At 49.5% G+C, this 18,955-nt stretch carries 13 protein-coding genes; 12 read left to right on the top strand and 1 reads right to left on the bottom strand.

Translation table 11 applies throughout. From position 1 onward, the window contains the following. Nucleotides 1-32 precede the first annotated feature (32 nt). The 12 genes from EOE67_RS04830 (at nt 33) to EOE67_RS04775 (ending at nt 17,605) form a co-directional block, all read left to right on the top strand. Nucleotides 33-812, top strand: a complete 780-nt coding sequence (locus EOE67_RS04830) for a TatD family hydrolase (protein ID WP_127697909.1) — start codon at nt 33-35, stop codon at nt 810-812. A gap of 606 nt (nt 813-1,418) precedes the next feature. Then, nucleotides 1,419-2,147, top strand: a complete 729-nt coding sequence (locus tag EOE67_RS04825) for a GntR family transcriptional regulator (protein ID WP_420849757.1) — start codon at nt 1,419-1,421, stop codon at nt 2,145-2,147. Between the two features lie 13 nt (nt 2,148-2,160). Beyond that, nucleotides 2,161-3,048, top strand: coding sequence for a methylisocitrate lyase (gene prpB / locus EOE67_RS04820; RefSeq protein ID WP_127697908.1), 888 nt, complete (start codon nt 2,161-2,163; stop codon nt 3,046-3,048). A 101-nt stretch (nt 3,049-3,149) separates the two neighbouring features. Then, complete coding sequence (gene prpC, locus EOE67_RS04815; protein ID WP_127697907.1) at nt 3,150-4,280, top strand: bifunctional 2-methylcitrate synthase/citrate synthase; 1,131 nt, start codon at nt 3,150-3,152, stop codon at nt 4,278-4,280. A gap of 80 nt (nt 4,281-4,360) precedes the next feature. Further along, on the top strand, nt 4,361-6,961 hold the full coding sequence (gene acnD / locus EOE67_RS04810) for a Fe/S-dependent 2-methylisocitrate dehydratase AcnD (RefSeq protein ID WP_127697906.1): 2,601 nt from the start codon (nt 4,361-4,363) through the stop codon (nt 6,959-6,961). Between the two features lie 57 nt (nt 6,962-7,018). Continuing rightward, a complete protein-coding gene (gene prpF / locus EOE67_RS04805) occupies nt 7,019-8,209 on the top strand; it encodes a 2-methylaconitate cis-trans isomerase PrpF (RefSeq protein ID WP_127697905.1) in 1,191 nt (396 codons plus the stop codon). Between the two features lie 89 nt (nt 8,210-8,298). Then, a complete protein-coding gene (locus EOE67_RS04800; protein WP_127697904.1) occupies nt 8,299-8,685 on the top strand; it encodes a hypothetical protein in 387 nt (128 codons plus the stop codon). A gap of 41 nt (nt 8,686-8,726) precedes the next feature. Then, nucleotides 8,727-9,227 (top strand): GNAT family N-acetyltransferase, encoded by a 501-nt coding sequence (locus EOE67_RS04795; protein WP_127697903.1) that lies wholly within the window; start codon nt 8,727-8,729, stop codon nt 9,225-9,227. 85 nt (nt 9,228-9,312) lie between these two features. Then, entirely contained in the window at nt 9,313-10,512 is a 1,200-nt protein-coding gene (locus EOE67_RS04790; protein WP_127697902.1) for a glycerophosphodiester phosphodiesterase family protein, read from the top strand. Nucleotides 10,513-10,676: 164 nt separating this feature from the next. After that, the gene (locus tag EOE67_RS04785) at nt 10,677-11,834 is read left to right on the top strand and encodes an efflux RND transporter periplasmic adaptor subunit (protein WP_127697901.1); all 1,158 of its coding nucleotides are present in this window, start codon (nt 10,677-10,679) and stop codon (nt 11,832-11,834) included. A 3-nt stretch (nt 11,835-11,837) separates the two neighbouring features. Next, nucleotides 11,838-14,963 carry an efflux RND transporter permease subunit gene (locus tag EOE67_RS04780; protein WP_127697900.1) on the top strand — a complete coding sequence of 1,042 codons (3,126 nt, stop codon included), beginning with the start codon at nt 11,838-11,840 and terminating at the stop codon, nt 14,961-14,963. Nucleotides 14,964-15,274: 311 nt separating this feature from the next. Continuing rightward, complete coding sequence (locus EOE67_RS04775) at nt 15,275-17,605, top strand: TonB-dependent receptor (protein ID WP_206099432.1); 2,331 nt, start codon at nt 15,275-15,277, stop codon at nt 17,603-17,605. 140 nt (nt 17,606-17,745) lie between these two features. Here EOE67_RS04775 and EOE67_RS04770 read toward each other — a convergent pair whose 3' ends face one another. Then, complete coding sequence (locus EOE67_RS04770) at nt 17,746-18,810, bottom strand: patatin-like phospholipase domain-containing protein (RefSeq protein ID WP_127697899.1); 1,065 nt, start codon at nt 18,808-18,810, stop codon at nt 17,746-17,748. Nucleotides 18,811-18,955 lie beyond the last annotated feature (145 nt).

Here is an 18,955-nt window from a genome sequence, read left to right as displayed (position 1 = left end):
ATAAACTGTCATAAAACACCGGAGCATTGGTTGTGTTTGTAGATTCTCATTGTCACCTTGATCGGCTGGAACTGGATAAATTGGCGCTGGATTTGCCTGCTGTGCTGGCAAACGCCAAACATGAGCAAATTGAACATCTGCTTTGTGTGTCGGTCAGTCTGGCTGAATATCCTTCGATGGCCGCTTTGGTGGCGCCGTATCCGCAAGTCTCAGTCTCCTGCGGTGAACATCCGCTGCACCAGCAAGACGTGCTGGATGCTGATTTATTATTAACGCTGGCTGCCGATCCAAAAGTAGTGGCGGTTGGTGAAACCGGCCTGGATTACTTTTACAGCCCTGATACCAAAGCCCTGCAACAACAAGCCTTTATCAGCCATATTGAAGTGGCGAACCAGTTACAAAAACCGCTAATCATCCATACCCGTGATGCCAAAGCCGATACGCTGGCATTGATGCGCCAGTATCAGGCTGATCGTTGTGGCGGCGTATTGCACTGTTTCACTGAAGACTGGGACACCGCCAAAGCTGCGTTAGATTTAGGTTTTTATATTTCTTTCTCCGGCATTATGACCTTTCGTAATGCCGACGCGCTGCGTGACGTAGTGCGTCAGGTGCCTCTTGACCGGTTATTGATTGAAACCGACTCGCCATATTTATCACCGGTACCATTTCGCGGCAAAACCAATCAGCCGGCTTATGTCAGTGCGGTGGCTGCCGCCGTGGCGCAGGTTCGATCTGAAGATTTAGCTACTATTGCCAAGCACAGTACCGCAAATTTTTACCGGTTATTTCCGTTGGCGAAACGAGCCTGAAACTGACACTTAACCAGTAAGGTTGGTTGCCTTTCCAGAATCAGGCAGTTCATTTGAAAAGGCGTTTCATTGAGCGGTGGCTTACTGAAAAGGAAAGTAAAATCAAGTAGATAAAAGTAGCCCAGAACCAATCCGCATTGTTCTGGGCTTAGGGGAATGGCTCAGAAACTGAGCCGTGCGCTACCGGTGGGGCATTGCTCGACAGCAGCAATGCGACATGAATTCAGTGTAGCCAAGTGCGTAAAAATTGCTCAAATCGTCTGACGTCGACAGTTCGTTGATAAAGTTAAATATTTGTATAATTAGCCCCAGCTTGTACCCAAGTTATCCAATAGTTATCCCCAGCTTATCCAGAGAAAAATCCACTGTGCTTTGACAGCTGCGGCCTTGCAGCCGATTGGGTTCAAAAATTCGTTATAGCAAAAGCGTTGTTAACAATTAATTTTTATTCATAAACAATCTTAAAATATTTTTGTATGCGAAATATTTGCGGAATTTGGAAGTAATTTGTTACAGCAACTTTTGCCAATCAATGTTTACGCGTCGTCTCTGGAATACAATCTATGTCGACAATTATATTGACATTAGACCAATAAAAGTCTAAAAATGCCTCATTACCATGCAATTGTCGACAATCAGATGCAAAGTCCTACCTGGAAAGATCCAGTCACTGCTGCCGACCGGGTGTTGTTGGAAATTCAGCGCGCCATTGTCGAAGGGCAAATTGCACCAGGCAGCAAAATTTCTGAGCCGGAACTGGCGAAACGCTATGATTTAAGCCGGGCGCCACTGCGTGAGGCACTCGCCAGATTAGAGCGTTGTCATCTGATTGAACGTATTCCGAACGCCGGTGCGCGGGTGGTGAAGTTGTCGGTGGCCGGTTTGGTGTCGTTGTATCAGTTGCGTGAAACGTTGGAAGGACTGGCCTGTCGCTTGGCCGCTGAGCATATGACGGATGCGGAAATTGCCCAGGTGCAACAATTGCTGGATCAGCATTTGTCGACCCAACGCGTGCGTGAAGGCGAAAGTTATTATCAGGAAGCCGGCGATGTCGATTTTCATTACCGCGTCATTTTAGGCAGCAAAAATCCTTATCTGATCAATTTGTTATGCGACGAATTGTATTTCATCGTCCGGATGTACCGGGTGCAGCTCGGCATGAACGGCCCGCGAGTATCACGGGCATTTGACGAACATAAAGCTATTATCAATGCCATTGCCAATCGTGATGGTGAATTGGCCGATTTACTGATGCGCCGGCACATTGGCGCGTCCAGACGCAATATCGAAACTCATTTTAAGCAACCTCATTTTAAGCAACCTCATTTTAAGTAACAGGGGAACTCACATGGCAACTCATAGCGCCGGTCTGAAATTACGTCAGGCTATTGCAGCAAACAACCCATTGCAGCTGGTAGGCACCATTAACGCTTACACCGCGATGATGGCGGAGCGGGTCGGGCATCAGGCCTTGTATCTGTCAGGTGCTGGCGTGGCCAATGCCTCTTTTGGTTTGCCGGATTTAGGCATGACCTCTTTAAACGACGTTTGTGAAGACATTCGCCGCATCACCGGCGCGACTTCAGTGCCTTTGTTAGTGGATGCCGATACGGGCTGGGGTGGCGCTTTTAATATTGCCCGCACGGTAAAAGACATGACCCGCGCTGGTGCGGCCGGTTTTCATATCGAAGATCAGGTGATGCAAAAACGTTGTGGTCACCGTCCGAACAAAGAAATTGTTTCATTAGCGGAAATGGTCGACCGGGTGAAAGCTTCGGTTGATGCCAGAACGGACGAGAATTTTTTCATTATGGCGCGCACCGATGCGCTGCAACAACAAGGCCTGCAAGCGGCGATTGAACGGGCACAAGCCTGTGTTGAAGCCGGTGCCGATGCTATTTTCGCCGAAGCTGTCTATACGCTGGAGCAGTACCAGGCATTTACCGCTGTGATCAAAGTGCCGGTGCTGGCCAATATCACCGAATTCGGTCAGACGCCTTTATTCAACAAAAAAGAACTTGCGGATGTTGGCGTGCAGATGGTGTTGTACCCATTGAGTGCCTTCCGGGCGATGAATAAAGCGGCGTTAAACGTGTATCAGCATTTGCTGGATGACGGTGACCAAAAAGCGGTGATCGACAGCATGCAGACCCGGATGGAACTTTATGATTTCCTGAATTATCACAGCTATGAACAAAAGCTGGATGCGTTGTTTGCGGAAAATAAAAACAAATAACCGCACATTGCATCAATTGATACCGAACGCAGGACTCGCAGCTACCTCTGTGCCTGCCTTCGAGAATAATTTTTCATCTTAAATTTTCGTTGGAGAACACCATGGCAAACGCAAAACAATTAACAGGCGCCGGTTTACGCGGCCAGATCGCCGGTAAAACCGCTTTATCAACTGTCGGAAAAACAGGTTCAGGCCTGACGTACCGCGGTTATGACGTCAAAGACTTAGCGGCTAAATGCGAATTTGAAGAAGTCGCATATTTAATCCTCAAAGGCGAGTTACCAACCTCCGCCGAACTTGCCGCTTATAAAACTAAACTCAAAGCCATGCGCAGCCTGCCAAGCGCACTCAAAGAAGTGCTGGAACGTATTCCGGCGTCTGCCCATCCGATGGACGTGATGCGTACCGGCTGCTCGATGCTGGGGAATTTAGAAACTGAACACAATTTCAACGACCAACAAGATGCCACTGATCGCATGCTGGCGATTTTCCCAGGCCTGATTAACTACTGGTACAACTTTAGTCACCACGGCAAACGCATCAGTGTTGAAACCGACGCCGATTCAGTTGCTGAACAGTTCCTGTGGACTTTACACGGTGAAAAACCATCAGCGCTGCACACCACCGTGATGCAAGCCTCGCTGATTTTGTACGCTGAGCACGAATTTAACGCTTCAACCTTTACTGCCCGTGTTTGCGCTTCGACTTTGTCTGATATGCATTCTTGTATCACCGGCGCTATTGGCTCACTGCGCGGTCCACTGCACGGTGGCGCCAATGAAGCGGCGATGGAACTGATTGAACACATGCAAAACCCGGATCATGCCGAAGAAACTTTAATGGGCATGCTGGCACGTAAAGATAAAATTATGGGTTTTGGCCATGCTATTTATGCTGAATCTGATCCACGTAATGCTGTGATCAAAGCCTGGTCTGAGCAACTTGCTGCCGCTAATGGCGACACTCGCTTGTACGATGTGTCTGTGCGCTGCGAAGCGGTGATGTGGCGCGAGAAAAAACTGTTCTGTAACGCAGACTTTTTCCACGCTTCGGCCTACAACTACATGGGTATTCCAACCAAATTGTTTACGCCGATTTTTGTCTGCTCCCGTTTAACCGGTTGGGCCGCCCACGTGATGGAGCAACGCGCTGACAATCGGATTATCCGGCCAAGCGCCGAATACACCGGTGTTGAGCCACGTGAAGTCGCACCAATCGACAGCCGCGGTTAAGTCGCGGCTTAGTCGGAGTAAAATAGTTTGAATAAGGGATGCAACCGCATCCCTTGAATGCTTTTGCAGAGTGCATACCCATGACCAATTTAAACACCAATTTCCGTAAGCCGCTTGCCGGCACCTCCTATGACTATTTTGATGCGCGCGAAGCGGTCAATAGCATCAAGCCAGGCGCCTGGGAAACGCTGCCTTATACCAGTCGCGTCCACGCCGAAAACCTGGTACGCCGTGCTGATCCGGCGCAGTTGAACGCCTATTTAGGCCAGCTGATTGAGCGTAAACAAGAATTAGATTTCCCCTGGTTTCCGGCCCGCGTGGTTTGCCATGACATTCTGGGTCAAACGGCATTGGTCGATTTAGCTGGCCTGCGTGATGCCATCGCCTTAATGGGCGGTGATCCGGCCAAAGTGAACCCGGTCGTGCCAACGCAGCTGATTGTCGATCACTCATTAGCGGTGGAGCACGGCGGTTTCGAGCCAGACGCTTTTGAGAAAAACCGCGCTATTGAAGACCGTCGCAATGACGACCGGTTTCACTTTATCAACTGGACCAAAAAAGCCTTTAAAAATGTGGATGTGATCCCGCCAGGCAACGGCATCATGCACCAGATCAACCTGGAACGGATGTCGCCGGTGATCCATGCCATCGATGGCGTGGCGTTCCCGGATACCTTGGTTGGCACTGACAGTCACACACCGCATGTGGATGCTTTAGGCGTGATTGCCATTGGCGTCGGCGGTTTGGAAGCGGAGAGTGTGATGCTCGGCCGTGCTTCGTGGATGCGGTTGCCGGATATTATTGGTGTGGAGCTGACCGGTAAAGTGCAGCCTGGCATTCAGGCAACTGATCTCGTGCTGGCGCTGACCGAGTTTTTACGCAAGCAAAAAGTAGTGTCGAGCTACTTAGAGTTTTTTGGTGAAGGCGCCAACAGTTTAAGTCTCGGCGACCGCGCCACCATTTCCAATATGACGCCGGAATATGGCGCTACGGCGGCGATGTTTTATATCGACCAGCAAACTTTGGATTATTTAACCCTGACCGGTCGGGAAGCGGCGCAGGTGAAACTGGTTGAAACCTACGCTAAAACTGCAGGTCTGTGGGCGGACAGCTTAACAACGGCCGAGTATCCGCGGGTGCTGAGGTTTGATTTATCCAGTGTGGTGCGTAATATCGCCGGGCCGTCTAACCCGCATGCCCGGGTCGCCACCACTGAACTTGCCGCCAAAGGCATCAGTGGTGTGGTCGAAAACGAGCCAGGTCTGATGCCGGATGGAGCAGTGATTATTGCTGCTATTACCAGCTGTACCAATACCAGTAACCCACGCAACGTCATTGCGGCCGGTTTATTGGCACGCAATGCACATAAACTGGGGTTAAACCGCAAGCCATGGGTGAAAAGCTCGTTAGCGCCTGGCTCAAAAGCGGTGGAACTCTATTTAAAAGAAGCCAGTTTACTGACCGATTTAGAAGCCTTAGGCTTTGGCATCGTTGGTTTTGCCTGTACTACTTGTAATGGCATGAGTGGCGCTTTAGATCCGGTTATTCAGCAAGAAGTGATCGACCGCGATTTATACGCCACTGCCGTGCTGTCCGGTAACCGCAACTTTGACGGTCGTATTCACCCTTATGCCAAGCAAGCGTTTTTAGCTTCTCCTGCCTTGGTGGTGGCTTATGCCATTGCCGGAACTATCCGCTTTGATATCGAAAAAGATGTGCTGGGTATTGCTGCTGATGGTCGCGAAATTCGCTTAAAAGATATTTGGCCAACCGACGCTGAAATTGATGCGGTGGTGGCGAGCAGCGTCAAACCTGAACAATATCGTAAAGTCTATGAGCCGATGTTTGCGGTATCGGTCGATTTTGGCGAGAAAATCAGCCCTTTATATGACTGGCGCGGTCAAAGTACCTATATTCGCCGGCCACCTTATTGGGAAGGTGCACTTGCAGGCGCGCGTTCACTGAAAGGCATGCTGCCGCTGGCGGTGCTTGGCGATAACATCACTACCGACCATTTGTCACCGTCGAACGCCATTATGCTCGACAGCGCTGCTGGTGAATATCTGCACAAAATGGGCTTGCCGGAAGAAGACTTCAATTCCTACGCCACTCACCGTGGCGATCACTTAACCGCACAGCGCGCTACGTTTGCTAATCCGAAACTGATCAATGAAATGGCGGTGGTTGATGGCAAAATCAAACAAGGCTCGTTAACCCGGGTCGAGCCGCAAGGCGTGGTGACGCGGATGTGGGAAGCGATTGAGCAATATATGGAGCGTAAACAGCCGCTGATTATCATCGCCGGTGCTGATTATGGTCAGGGTTCATCGCGGGACTGGGCGGCCAAAGGCGTGCGCTTAGCCGGAGTTGAAGCCATTGTTGCCGAAGGCTTTGAGCGTATTCACCGCACGAATTTAGTCGGGATGGGCGTGTTACCGCTGGAGTTTAAAGCCGGTGTCAATCGCCAGACTTTGAGCCTTGATGGTACTGAATCATATGATGTGCTCGGCGAGCGTATTCCAAGAGCGGATCTGACTCTGGTTATTCATCGCCGCGATGGTGAAACGCTGCAAGTGCCGGTGACTTGCCGCTTAGATACCGCCGAAGAAGTGTCGATTTACGATGCTGGCGGTGTGTTGCAACGGTTTGCCAAAGACTTCCTTGGTCAGAGCAATGAATGATGGGTTGAAGCCGGTGATGACACCGGCTTCTTTTAACCAGCTAAATCAGGAACAATCATGACTTTTGCCCCACAACTCAAAATTGCCGCCACTTATATGCGCGGTGGCACCAGTAAAGGTGTGTTTTTTAATCTCACCGATTTACCGCAAGCGGCGCAACTGCCGGGTGAAGCGCGTGATCAGTTATTACTGCGGGTGATCGGCAGCCCGGATCCTTACGGCAAACATACCGATGGCATGGGCGGCGCGACATCAAGCACCAGTAAAACGGTGATTTTAAGCAAAAGCAGTAAAGCCGATCATGATGTCGACTATTTGTTTGGCCAGGTCGCCATCGACAAAGCCTTTATTGATTGGAGCGGCAACTGCGGCAATTTAACTGCTGCTGTTGGATCTTTTGCCATCAGCAATGGTTTAGTCGATGCCACACGTATTCCACAAAATGGTATTTGCACGGTCAGAATTTGGCAAGCCAACATTCAAAAAACCATTATTGCCCATGTACCTGTGACCAACGGTGAAGTTCAGGAAACTGGTGATTTTGAATTAGATGGCGTGACGTTCCCGGCTGCAGAAGTGGTGATAGAGTTTTTAGACCCAGCCGCTGATGAAGAAGGCGCCGGCGGTTCAATGTTTCCAACCGGCAATGTCGTGGATCAGCTGGAAGTGCCGGGCATTGGCACTTTTGCCGCAACGATGATCAACGCCGGTATCCCAACCATTTTTGTTAATGCGGCAGATATCGGTTACAGCGGCACTGAGCTGCAAGATGCCATCAATGGTGATGTCAACGCGCTGGCTAGATTTGAAACCATCCGCGCTTATGGCGCATTAAAAATGGGCTTGATCACCGATTTGGAGCAAGCAAAAAGTCGGCAACATACGCCTAAAATTGCCTTTGTGGCGCCACCGGCCGCTTATGTGTCTTCAAGCGGTAAGGCGATTGCAGCGACAGATACCGATTTATCAGTACGGGCGTTATCGATGGGTAAACTGCATCATGCGATGATGGGCACAGCGGCAGTGGCGATTGGGACTGCGGCGGCGATTCCGGGCACGTTGGTGAATCTGGCGGCTGGCGGTGGTGAGCGCACTGCGGTAAGGTTTGGCCATCCATCAGGCACCTTGCGGGTTGGCGCCGAAGCGGCCATGGTCGATGGCCAGTGGCAGGTGAAAAAGGCCATCATGAGCCGAAGTGCCCGCGTTTTAATGGAAGGTTGGGTGCGAGTGCCAGCTTGCTCACCCTGAAGTTGGGGTTTTTAACGCAGTCGATTGCAAATTAAGATTTTTCTGTTTAGATTGATACAAAGAGTTTTCAACACAGCGGGATGCATAAGATGAAAAAGTTGTTTATTGCTGGCTTGCTGGCTGCCAGCATGGGATCAAGTGTTCAGGCAGCTGATCAAGACTATAAACTGGTGACTGTGGCCGGGTATCTGAACTTTTATTTGCTGAATCTGAATGCCTGCCAGGATTTTCATCCGTCGGTGCGTCACGCGGCTTATGATGCAGAAAAATCTTTGTATCCATGGCTGGATAAACTGGATGCCAAAACCAAAAACAGCATTGATGCCAGTGTCATTAGCGACGTGGTGAAAAAGCGTCGTAACGCGTTAAATGCGCAAATCAATGAAGGTGATTTTACTGTGGATCACTGCCAGGCCGTGGTTAAACTGTTAACCGCTGACGGACTGGACAAAACCTTACTGAAAAACCTCGATTAAGCAAAAAAGGACCTGCCCACTTTTTAGTGGGCTTATCACTGATGTTGTTGATTCGCCTGATGCAAAGCACCGATTTACCAGCGGTGATCAAACTGCAAGACCGCTGTTATGCCGCTGAGTTATTTGAACCTGCCGATGTGGTGGTCACTCGTTTTAAAAACTGTGCCGAAACCTGCTGGGTCGCGCTGTATCAGGACAAACTCTGGGGTTACCTTTTTACCTATCCAAGCACTGCTGGCAAAATCGGCGCTTTAGCTGAAGATTTTCAACCGGTTGCGGCTGCAGATTGTCTGTATTTACATGATATGGCGGTGAGCAGTGATGCGCGTGGTCAGGGTGTAGCCAGAGCTTTGTTGCAACAAGCAGAACAATACGCGCTGTCAAAGCAGTTCTGTTGTTTAGCGCTCGTTGCAGTGCAAAACTCAACTTCTTACTGGCAACAACAAGGCTTCGCGCCCCTTGCTACCACCACAGCGGAGCAGCAATTACTGCTAGCCAGTTATACCGGTCAGCAAGCGCAATATCTGCAAAAAACTTTGTAGACCCGCTTATCTGCCAGCGGCTTCAATGTCACAACCTTGTCATGTTTCAACCCTATGCTCTGGTTGCTAAAAGCCGGAGGTATAAATGCGTTGGTTGTTGTTACTGCTAAGTTTTAATGTCGCTGCGGCTTGCCCACAGTGGCCATTAGTCATTGCCCATCGTGGCGCCAGTGGTTATTTGCCGGAGCATAGCCTGGCGGCTTACCAGCGGGCGCTGGAGCAGGGCGCCGATATCATTGAAGCAGATTTAGTCCCGACCAAAGATGGCGTGTTGATTAGTCGCCACGAAAACGAACTCAGCACCAGTACCGATATTGCCAGCCGCCCCGAATTCGCTAGCCGCAAGACCCAAAAAATTATTGATGGTATCGCGCAGGAAGGCTGGTTTAGTGAAGATTTTACTCTGGCCGAACTGCGACGGATCAAAGCACGTGAATCGATGCCACAACTGCGCCCGCAAAGTGCAGCTTTTGATGGTCAGTTTGATCTTGTGACATTACCGGAAATCCTGCAGTTGTTACAGCGCCATCGGATCGCCACCGGTCGACAAGTGGGTTTGTATCTGGAAACTAAACATCCGACCTACTTTGCCCATGCTGGCAGCCGACTGGATGGTTCGCCAATCCATACCGATCTCAGCACCTTGTTAGTGGCACAGCTGCAGCAATATAAAGATATGCTGCCAGCCGAAATTTATATTCAGTCGTTTGAAATGTTGAATTTGTGGCAGTTAAAACATCAGCTGCTGCCAGACAGTGAGCTCGTCGCAAGCAACACAAAAATACAGTTGATCCAATTGCTCGGCGATACCGAACAGGCTTACATGCTGCCAAAAGGTAATTTTTCTGAGCCTTATGATGTGGTGTACTGGCGAGGACAGCAATCGCCACATCCCGCCCATGCTGAAGTCGCTAAAATGCTGCCCACGCTGAGCCAACCCGGCTTTCATTATGGCGATTTATTCACGCCACAAGGCTGGCAGGCACTTGCCAGTTACGCCGATGGTATTGGCCCCTGGCGCAGCAATTTATACCGCGGTATCGATGAAAAAAATCCGGTCCTTCACAGCGTTGTAAACAACGCCCGCCAGGCCGGATTGTTAGTCCATCCATACACCTTTCGCATCGAGGACAATTATCTGACCAAAAATGCCGACGGAACCTTAGTTCCGTTGTCGCAAGATCTACAGTGGTTATTCAGCCAGGGGATCTCCGGCGTGTTTAGTGATTTCCCCGATGTTGCAGTGCAGGCTCGGGCGAAAACTTGTTCAGCCACGGCACGGTAGTTATGGCTTGGAATGTTAATAGATAATAATTAAATTGCTGAATATATTGAATAATTAGCATTGTCATAACTTGTTACGTTTTTCAGAATCACTGGTTTCATTATTAGCGTAGACTCGGCAGAATAAGATATAACTCCTATAAGTCATTGCCAGTGGATATTCTAATGAAACACCAAACAAAAATTATAGCGCTGATGGTTTTTGCCCTGCTACAAGGTTGCGGCGAATCTGCTCCATCAACCGAAACCAAAGACGAAAAACCAGTGACCTTGTCGCTGGTCGCTGCGGATCTGCTCTCGCTGCAACAAGGCGACTTATCCCGCGGGCCGATGATTTCCGGTTCATTGCAGCCGGTGATTAAAGCCGAACTCAATGCGGAAGTGTCCGGCATTGTCACGCAAGTGCTGAAAGACAACGGCGATCTGGTGAAAGCTGGTGAGTTGTTGGTGCAACTGGATCAAACCACCTACCGCGATAAATTGATGTCAGCGCAAGAAGCGGAACGTTCAGCAGCTGTAACTTCCGATCAGGCGGCAAAGCAGCTGCGTCGGATGCAGTCGCTGAATAAACAAGGTTTAGTCACCGCCGAATTATTAGAATCGGCCGAAATTAAAGCCAATCAGTCGCAATCGGAGTTGGCTTCAGCCAAAGCCCGGCTGGTTGAAGCACGTCAGCAGCTTGACAGAACGGCAGTACGCGCACCTTTTGCTGGTGTGGTGTCGGTCCGTAAAACCTCAGCCGGTGATACCGCACAAATTGGTAAAGCCTTGATGGTGGTGATTGACCCGGCCAGTATGCGGTTTGAAGGTTTTATTGCCGCGGATCAGGTTGGGCAGGTCAAAGTTGGCCAAGCAGTTAATTTCAAAATTAATGGTTATCAGGACCAACGTTTTGACGGTGTGGTGGAGCGGATTAATCCGGCTGCCAATGAAAATACCCGTCAGGTGCAATTGTTTGTGGCAATTGATAACAAAAAAGATTTAGTCGCCGGTTTATACGCCGAAGGTTTTATTGCGGTGGCGAATCAGCAAAGTCTGATGGTTCCGCCATCGGTGCTGGTGCAGGAAGGTGACAATAGTTTTGTTTGGCAATTGGTCGACAAAAAACTGAAAAAAGTCAAAGTGACCACCGGCGGGCGCGACCCACGTTGGGGCACAGTGGAATTGTTATCCGGTATCAATATCGGCGATCAGGTTTTACGCCATCCACATGGCGCCTTGGTTGATGGCGCCGCGGTCACGCTGGATCAGGTGCTGTCGGATAAACCTGCTGAAAAATCACCGGTTAAAGAAACAGCTGCTGTTGCTGTGGCGGGGAACTAAGCCATGATCCTGTCCGATTTTAGTATTAAACGCCCGTTAGTGGTGGTGGTGGTCACCATCGCGCTGATGTTATTTGGCTATTTTGCCCTGACCAAATTAAAAACCAACCAGTTCCCGGATGTACAACCGCCGGTGCTGGTGGTGAATGTGCCTTATCCGGGTGCTTCACCAGAAACGGTGGAGCGGGAAATTCTCAACCGCGTTGAAGATTCGATGTCGACCATTCAGGGTATTCGGGATATCCGCTCTTACGCCCGTGACTCCAGCGCCACTATTGTGGTGGTGTTTGAATTTGATAAAGATTTAACTGCCGCAGCGCAGGAGTTACGCGACAGTATTTCGACGGTGCGTGACAAACTGCCGGCGGAAATGAAAGAGCCGTTTATCAATAGAGCCGACCCCAATGCCCAACCGGTGATGTCGCTGGCGTTATCTTCAGATGAGCTGAGTCCGCTGGAATTATCGCGGTTAGCGGAAATTGATATCGGCCGGCAATTGCGTGCTATTCCGGGTGTTGCTTTAGTGACGCTGGAAGGTGAGTTAGAGCGGGAAATGACCATTTTCCTCAACAGCAACGCCATGCGTGAAGCCAAGGTATCGGCAACCGATGTTACCAGTGCGCTGCGCACGCAAAACCTTGCTTCACCTGTGGGTCGGGTGATGAGTGGCTTGCAGGAACAAAGTATCCGGTTGCAGGGCCGACTGAAAGATGTCAGCGAATTTGAACAAATGGTGGTGAAGCAAAATGGCGACCAGGCCATTCGTCTGGGACAGATTGCCGATATCGTCGATGGCGGCGCTGAGCAGCGCCGGTTGTCGTTCTTCAACGGTAAAAAAGCACTCGGTATTGATATCACCAAAACGCGTGAATCCTCGACCATCAGTGTTACCGACGAGATTAAAGCCAAACTGGACGAACTGACGCCGCATCTGCCAAAAGGCGTTGAGCTGGTGGTGGTGCGGGATCAAGGCGAAGACGTCGCGGCCAGTATGCGTAACGTCACTGAAGCGCTGGGTTTAGGCGCCTTGCTGACCATCGTCGTGGTATTTATTTTCCTTAATTCCTGGCGCTCGACGCTGATCACCTCATTGGCGTTACCGACGTCAGTGCTGGCTTCTTTTATTGCGGTCTGGGCCTGTGGTTTTACGCTGAATTTTATGTCGTTGCTGGGATTATCATTGGCGATTGGCGTGTTGATTGATGATGCCATTGTGGTACGTGAAAACATCGTGCGACATATGGAAATGGGTAAAGACAATATGACCGCCGCCCGCGATGGTACCAAAGAGATCGGGATGGCGGTGACTGCAACGACGATGTCGATTATGGCGGTGTTTATTCCGATTGCCTTTTTAGACGGTATGACCGGTCAGTGGTTTAAACCTTTTGGTCTGACGGTCGCCTGCTCGGTACTGGTGTCGTTGTTTATCTCCTTTACCATTGACCCGATGATGTCGGCGTACTGGCACGACCCTGATCATGATAAAACCAAACAACGTCGTGGTTTAGGCAAGTTGTTTCAACGTTTTAATATTTGGTTTGATCATCAGGCTGAGCGTTATTCGCGATTGATTGGTTGGGCATTAAAACACCGTAAATCAATGTGGATTTTGGCTTTTGGCAGCTTTTTCGGCGCTATCGCCTTGCAAAGTAATTACGGTGGTTCTGGTTTTATGCCGGAAACCGACAATGGTGGTTTTATTGTCAATATTCGCGCGCCTTCAGAATCCAGTCTGGAATATACCAAGTTGAAGGCCGCGCAGGTGGCTGAAATAACACAAAAAATTCCTGAACATCGTTACACCCAAACCACAGTCGGCACCTCCGGCAACATCACCAGAGCACAAATTTTTGTGCGGTTGGTGCCGGAAAAAGAACGTAGTCGATCAGCTGAAGAAGTTGCAACTGACGTGCGGGCGCAAATTAAGAGCTTAATTGGCGCCGAGTTTATGGTAACGGCTGATTTAAGTGGCGGCGGTGGTGGTGATGGTAAAAAACTGCAAATCCAGTTCCGTGGCCCAGAAACCCGTGTGCTGGAAGGCATCGTCATGGATTACCTGGCGAAATTAAAGCAGGTACCGGGTGCGGTTGATGTTGGTTTGTCAGCGCAGGATCCAAAACCAGAATTGCAGGTCGAATTTGACCGTGGTTTAGCCTCGAGCCTTGGCTTGTCGATGAGTGATGCCGCGAGTGCTTTACGGTTGGCGTTTGCCGGTGCCGAAATTGGCGACTGGGTCGATCCAACCGGTGAGACACGCAATGTGTTTGTGCGGATCAGGCCGGAAGAACGTGCCACAGTGCAGGATTTAGAACAACTGCCGCTGTTATCCAGTAAAACCGGCGCCATGGTACCGCTGGAGCAAGTGGCGACTGTGACTTTAGGCAAAGGCCCGGCGCTGATTGAACATTTAGATCGTGAAACCATGATGGCGGTCAGCGCCAATATCGAAGGTCGTAGTTTTGGCGAAGTGTTTAAAGATGCGATGACATTGGCCAAACAAATTAACTTCCCGCCGGGTTACGATTTGGTGGTGGGTGGTGAAGGCCGTGACCAAAACGAAGTGTTCGGCAGTATCTTCGGTGCTTTAGGCCTGGCGGTGGTGCTGATGTATTTGATTTTGGTACTACAGTTCCACAGCTTCCTGGCACCAGTGTCGATTATGATGTCGCTGCCGTTGTCGTTGATTGGCGTGGTGTTGGCGTTGTTAATTTTTGATTCAACGCTGAACCTGATGAGCTTAATTGGTGTGGTGATGTTAATGGGTATCGTGGTGAAAAATGCCATTCTGCTGATTGACTGCGCCCGCAAAAAAGAAGCAGAAGAAGGCATGAATCTGGAGGAATCGTTGATTGCGGCAGGCCGCGAGCGGTTACGTCCAATTCTGATGACCACTTTTGCACTGGTCGCCGGTATGTTGCCAGTGGCCGTTGGCATTGGTGAAGGTTCTGGTTTCTACCGGCCACTGGGCATCGCGGTGATTGGCGGTACTATCACATCGACCGTGTTGACCTTGTTAGTGGTACCCACTTTCTATGACAGTCTGGAATCGATGAAACGCCGGATCAAAGCCCGCTGGCGCCGTCGGTTTGGTGCGGCAGTTCACACTAAACCGTTGACGACACTGTAGGGCGCGACTCAGCCGAAGGCTAGTCCGCCATGAAGCTGTGACGATAAAGCTATGATCAGAACGTTGTATGCATAAAACAATGCCAGAGCTCGCTCTGGCATTGTTGTTTTTAACATTTTTTCATCCAGCAATAATGACAAAAATGTTGCAATATAAATAAGTAACTGCTGATGGTTTATTAAAAATGTAATGGTTTGTCCACAAAAAAGTCATCTATTTCCCCGATTATAAGGCGCCGTCGGAGCTGCTCATTAAACTGCTCCGACCATGATAAAAATCATCATAACGCTGTAATTTTGGGAGATCTCCTCGTGTTCATTACTCGCTTAAGTCCAATCACGCTCGCCGTGGTCCTTGCCATGCAACCGCAATTGGCTGTTGCCGAAGAAAGTGTTGCTGCCGCCGAAGCCGCCATTGAAGTGATGACGGTCACTGGTAAAAAAGTGGCTTATGCTAACAATGTCACAGATGAAACCGCCAAACTGGCCAAGTCGCCAGTTGGTAATGTAATGGATTTAATCAACAATCTGCCTGGCGTGAGCGTTAGCCAAGGTGATGCTTTTGGCGCAGATGATTACACCACTATCGTCAGCATGCGCGGATTTGTCATCGACCGTGCCGACCAACAACTTGGTATTACCATTGACGGGATCCCAAATGGTGGTTCAGCTTATGCCGGCGGCAGTAAAGCCAACCGTTATCTGGACACAGAGAACACCGCGCTGGTTGAAGTAGGTCAGGGCGCTGCCGACATCGCTTCTGCATCCCTTGATGCGCTGGGCGGTACCCTTAATTTTATCAGCGCCAATCCGGAGGCTGAGCGCGGCGTCCAGTATGGTTTCACCCGCGGCAGTTTTAATGCCCGTCGTGATTTCATCCGCTTTGATTCTGGTCAGGTTTTTGGTAACACCACCGCTTATGCCAGTATGTCCGATACTTTCAACAATCGTTGGATTGGTACCGGTAGCAATGGCTACAGCGACCGTCTGCATTTCGAAGCCAAATCTGTTACCGAACTGGAACATACTAAAATCACCGCGCGTTTATCTTATGATGATACCGATGAAGATAACTATCAGCCGGTGTCGCTGGCACATTTCGATAAAACGCCTCGTTGGGACGGCTTGACCAATGTCTGGACCGGTGATCCGGACATTGACCAGAACTTTGCGGAAGCCTGGTCTACATTACGTGAAAACACCTTAGGTTATGTCAAAGCTGAATTTACGTTACAGGACAATCTGTCACTGACAGTGACACCATATATTCATTTGCAAAGTGGTCGTGGCGACTGGTTGCCGCCTTATCAGCACTACGTTGCAGACGCTAATGGCAATAGAGTGACAAAAGGCAATTTAAAATCAATCGCATATAAATATGTAGATCAACAAGGCCGACCAATTCTGGATCCAAAAGCAGATTTAACCGGTGCTAAACGCGTCTCGTCCTATCGTCACACCCATTATGACAAAACCCGTTACGGCACCATGGCCGATTTGCAATGGGAGCTGGATAGCCATCAAATCCGCAGTGGTTTGTGGCTGGAACAACAAGATCGGAACCAGTTACGTGACTGGCATGCGGTGGCTGATTCCAAGGTTTATCATTATTACGATGAAAAACCATATTGGGTACAGCTAGATGATGATTATAGTAACAATGTGATGAAGTTTTATTTGCAGGATAAAATCACGCTGGATGACTTACAGATCACTGTCGGTGTGCAACAGTATTTTGTCGATGTTGAGCGCAAAGATTTACTGAATACGCTTGGCCAGGACAAAATCGACAGCGATTCCAAGTTGCTGCCAAGTCTGGGTCTGGTCTATCAACTGTCTGAGCGGGTAGAACTGTTCTCTGGGTATTCGCAGAATTTTAAAGCGATTTCCGACAAAGTGCTGGAGAAGAAAAAAGCCAGTCAACTTGCTGATCTGGAACCGGAAACAGCAGACAATCTCGATATCGGTTTACGTTATGCTGGGGACACATTTGATTTATCCGCAACTTTGTACAAAGTAAAATTTGACGACCGAATCGCATTATTGACCTATCAGACGAATCCGGATGGTACGCCAAATTATGATGCTGTTGGCGACTCTGATTATGACAATATCGGTGGCGTAGATTCATCAGGTTTCGAAGGTAGCTTTGACTGGCGTATCACTGAGCAGTTTAATCTGGCAGCATCACTGACCCTGAATGATTCTACCTATTCGGACAATGTGCTGGGTGTTAAAAACAATCCGGCGGGCAAAAAAGTCGAAGTGATTGAATACAAATCTGGCCAGGAAATCGCCGGTATTCCAAAACAAATGTTGTCGTTATCGCTGAATTATCAACAGGATGACTACCGTGCAGGTGTTGGTGCTAAATATCAGGGCGATTATTTTGGTGCAGCCAAACATAGTTATGTCGCAAACCAGGATGTTTGGAACAAAGATAAGATCGAAAGTCATACCTTGTGGAATGCTTATCTGGGATATAGCAAAGTGCTGTCCGGTCAGCAGTTAGTCAACTCACTGGATATCAACTTTGTACTGAATAACCTGACCGACGAAGAGCATATTAGTGGCGGTAGTGAAGGTGCCTATTTGTTAGGTGCCGGACGCAGCGCGAGCGTCACCGTTAGCTTAGGTTTTTAAATCACAACTAAAGTTGCAACTACCTGGTTAAAGTGCAGTTGTGGCAAGCCAAAAATGAGATCAGAGGGATACTCTGATCTCATTTTCTTGTTTCTTTACAGCACATTTTTTCGAAACAACAATGACATTTGACAGCAGCCTTACCACGGCAGCAACCTGTAGTTACCGGATTTCAACGCCGCTGCCAGCTCAAACGACCGTTCGGTGACTTCCAGCCAATAGGCCATTCGAGCCTCGTCCGACATGGTCGAAAAATCAGTGCGATCGGGGATCTTGCCAAAAGGGAGTGATTTGACCCAAGTCTCGCTTGGGCAGACCAACACCACATTGTGTAGGTTTTTTGCTTTAGCCCGGCGCCAGCGCAGTGACTTATCAAACCAGCCCGGCGTGAGATGTGGGTAAAAATGCGGGTACAGCACCAGGCCTTTAGCGCTAAACGGCCAGTCAAAATGATAATCGGTAATACCACCATCAACAAAATGACCAAAACCGGCGCCCGGAATATGCCGCACCGGTGCTATCACCAGTGGAATAGCGCCTGAGGCTAATAGTGCTGGTTTTAAGTTATCGACCGTCAGGCTGACTCTTTGGGTTGGCAGGTCTTTGACATCGGCAAAAGCAGCTTCATTAGTTAAGGCTGAATTGCTCGATGACGGATGCTGAAATAAATAACGTTGATAAAACAGCCCCAGCGTTTTACGGCTGACCAAATTGGCGGCCGCCGTTAAGGTCAAAGCACCAATTTGCGCTGCTTTGCCCTTGCCACTATTGAGTTTTCGCGACCTTGCGACAATAAAATTCAGCCGGAATACCGGGTTATCAATCACTTGCTGTAAATGATCAAGGGTTGGAAATACCGCATCCATCACGGTGGCCGAAGTGGCGGTGATTTCTGCAATAGTTGCATCTTTGGCATAACATAAAGTGCGGTAGGCGTCGCAAAAACGGCGCGAGGCGGCAGCCGGATCGGCCTGTGCGTAACAGCCAAAGCGCCAGGCGCCGGCTGAGCTACCCAATAATTGCAGCGGTTTTTGCCGGCCTTGAAAAAACTCGGCCGCCAGATACTGATCCAAACCAAATAAACAAAACCATTTCGGGCCGCCGCTGGCGCCGACTAAGACTTCTATATCGTCGCTTCGAAGGCCATGTTGCTGGATATGTTTCAGGGCAACAGGCCCGGCTTTGAGAACTAAAGGTGCGTGCAAATCCTTTTCCTTACGCTTCTGTAAGCAATGTACTTATACCCAAAATCATTGAAGATGCGGGTAGGCGCCGAGTGAGTGAGACCCCAGGAGCATAGCTGTCTATGTGACTGGGGCGAATGAGCGATGGCAACAACCCCGCATCTTC

It is taken from the genome of Rheinheimera riviphila, from assembly GCF_004005945.1.
GTDB lineage: Bacteria > Pseudomonadota > Gammaproteobacteria > Enterobacterales > Alteromonadaceae > Pararheinheimera > Pararheinheimera riviphila.
Note: the sequence above shows the minus strand (reverse complement) of the source record. Positions and strands in the feature narration are given on the sequence as shown.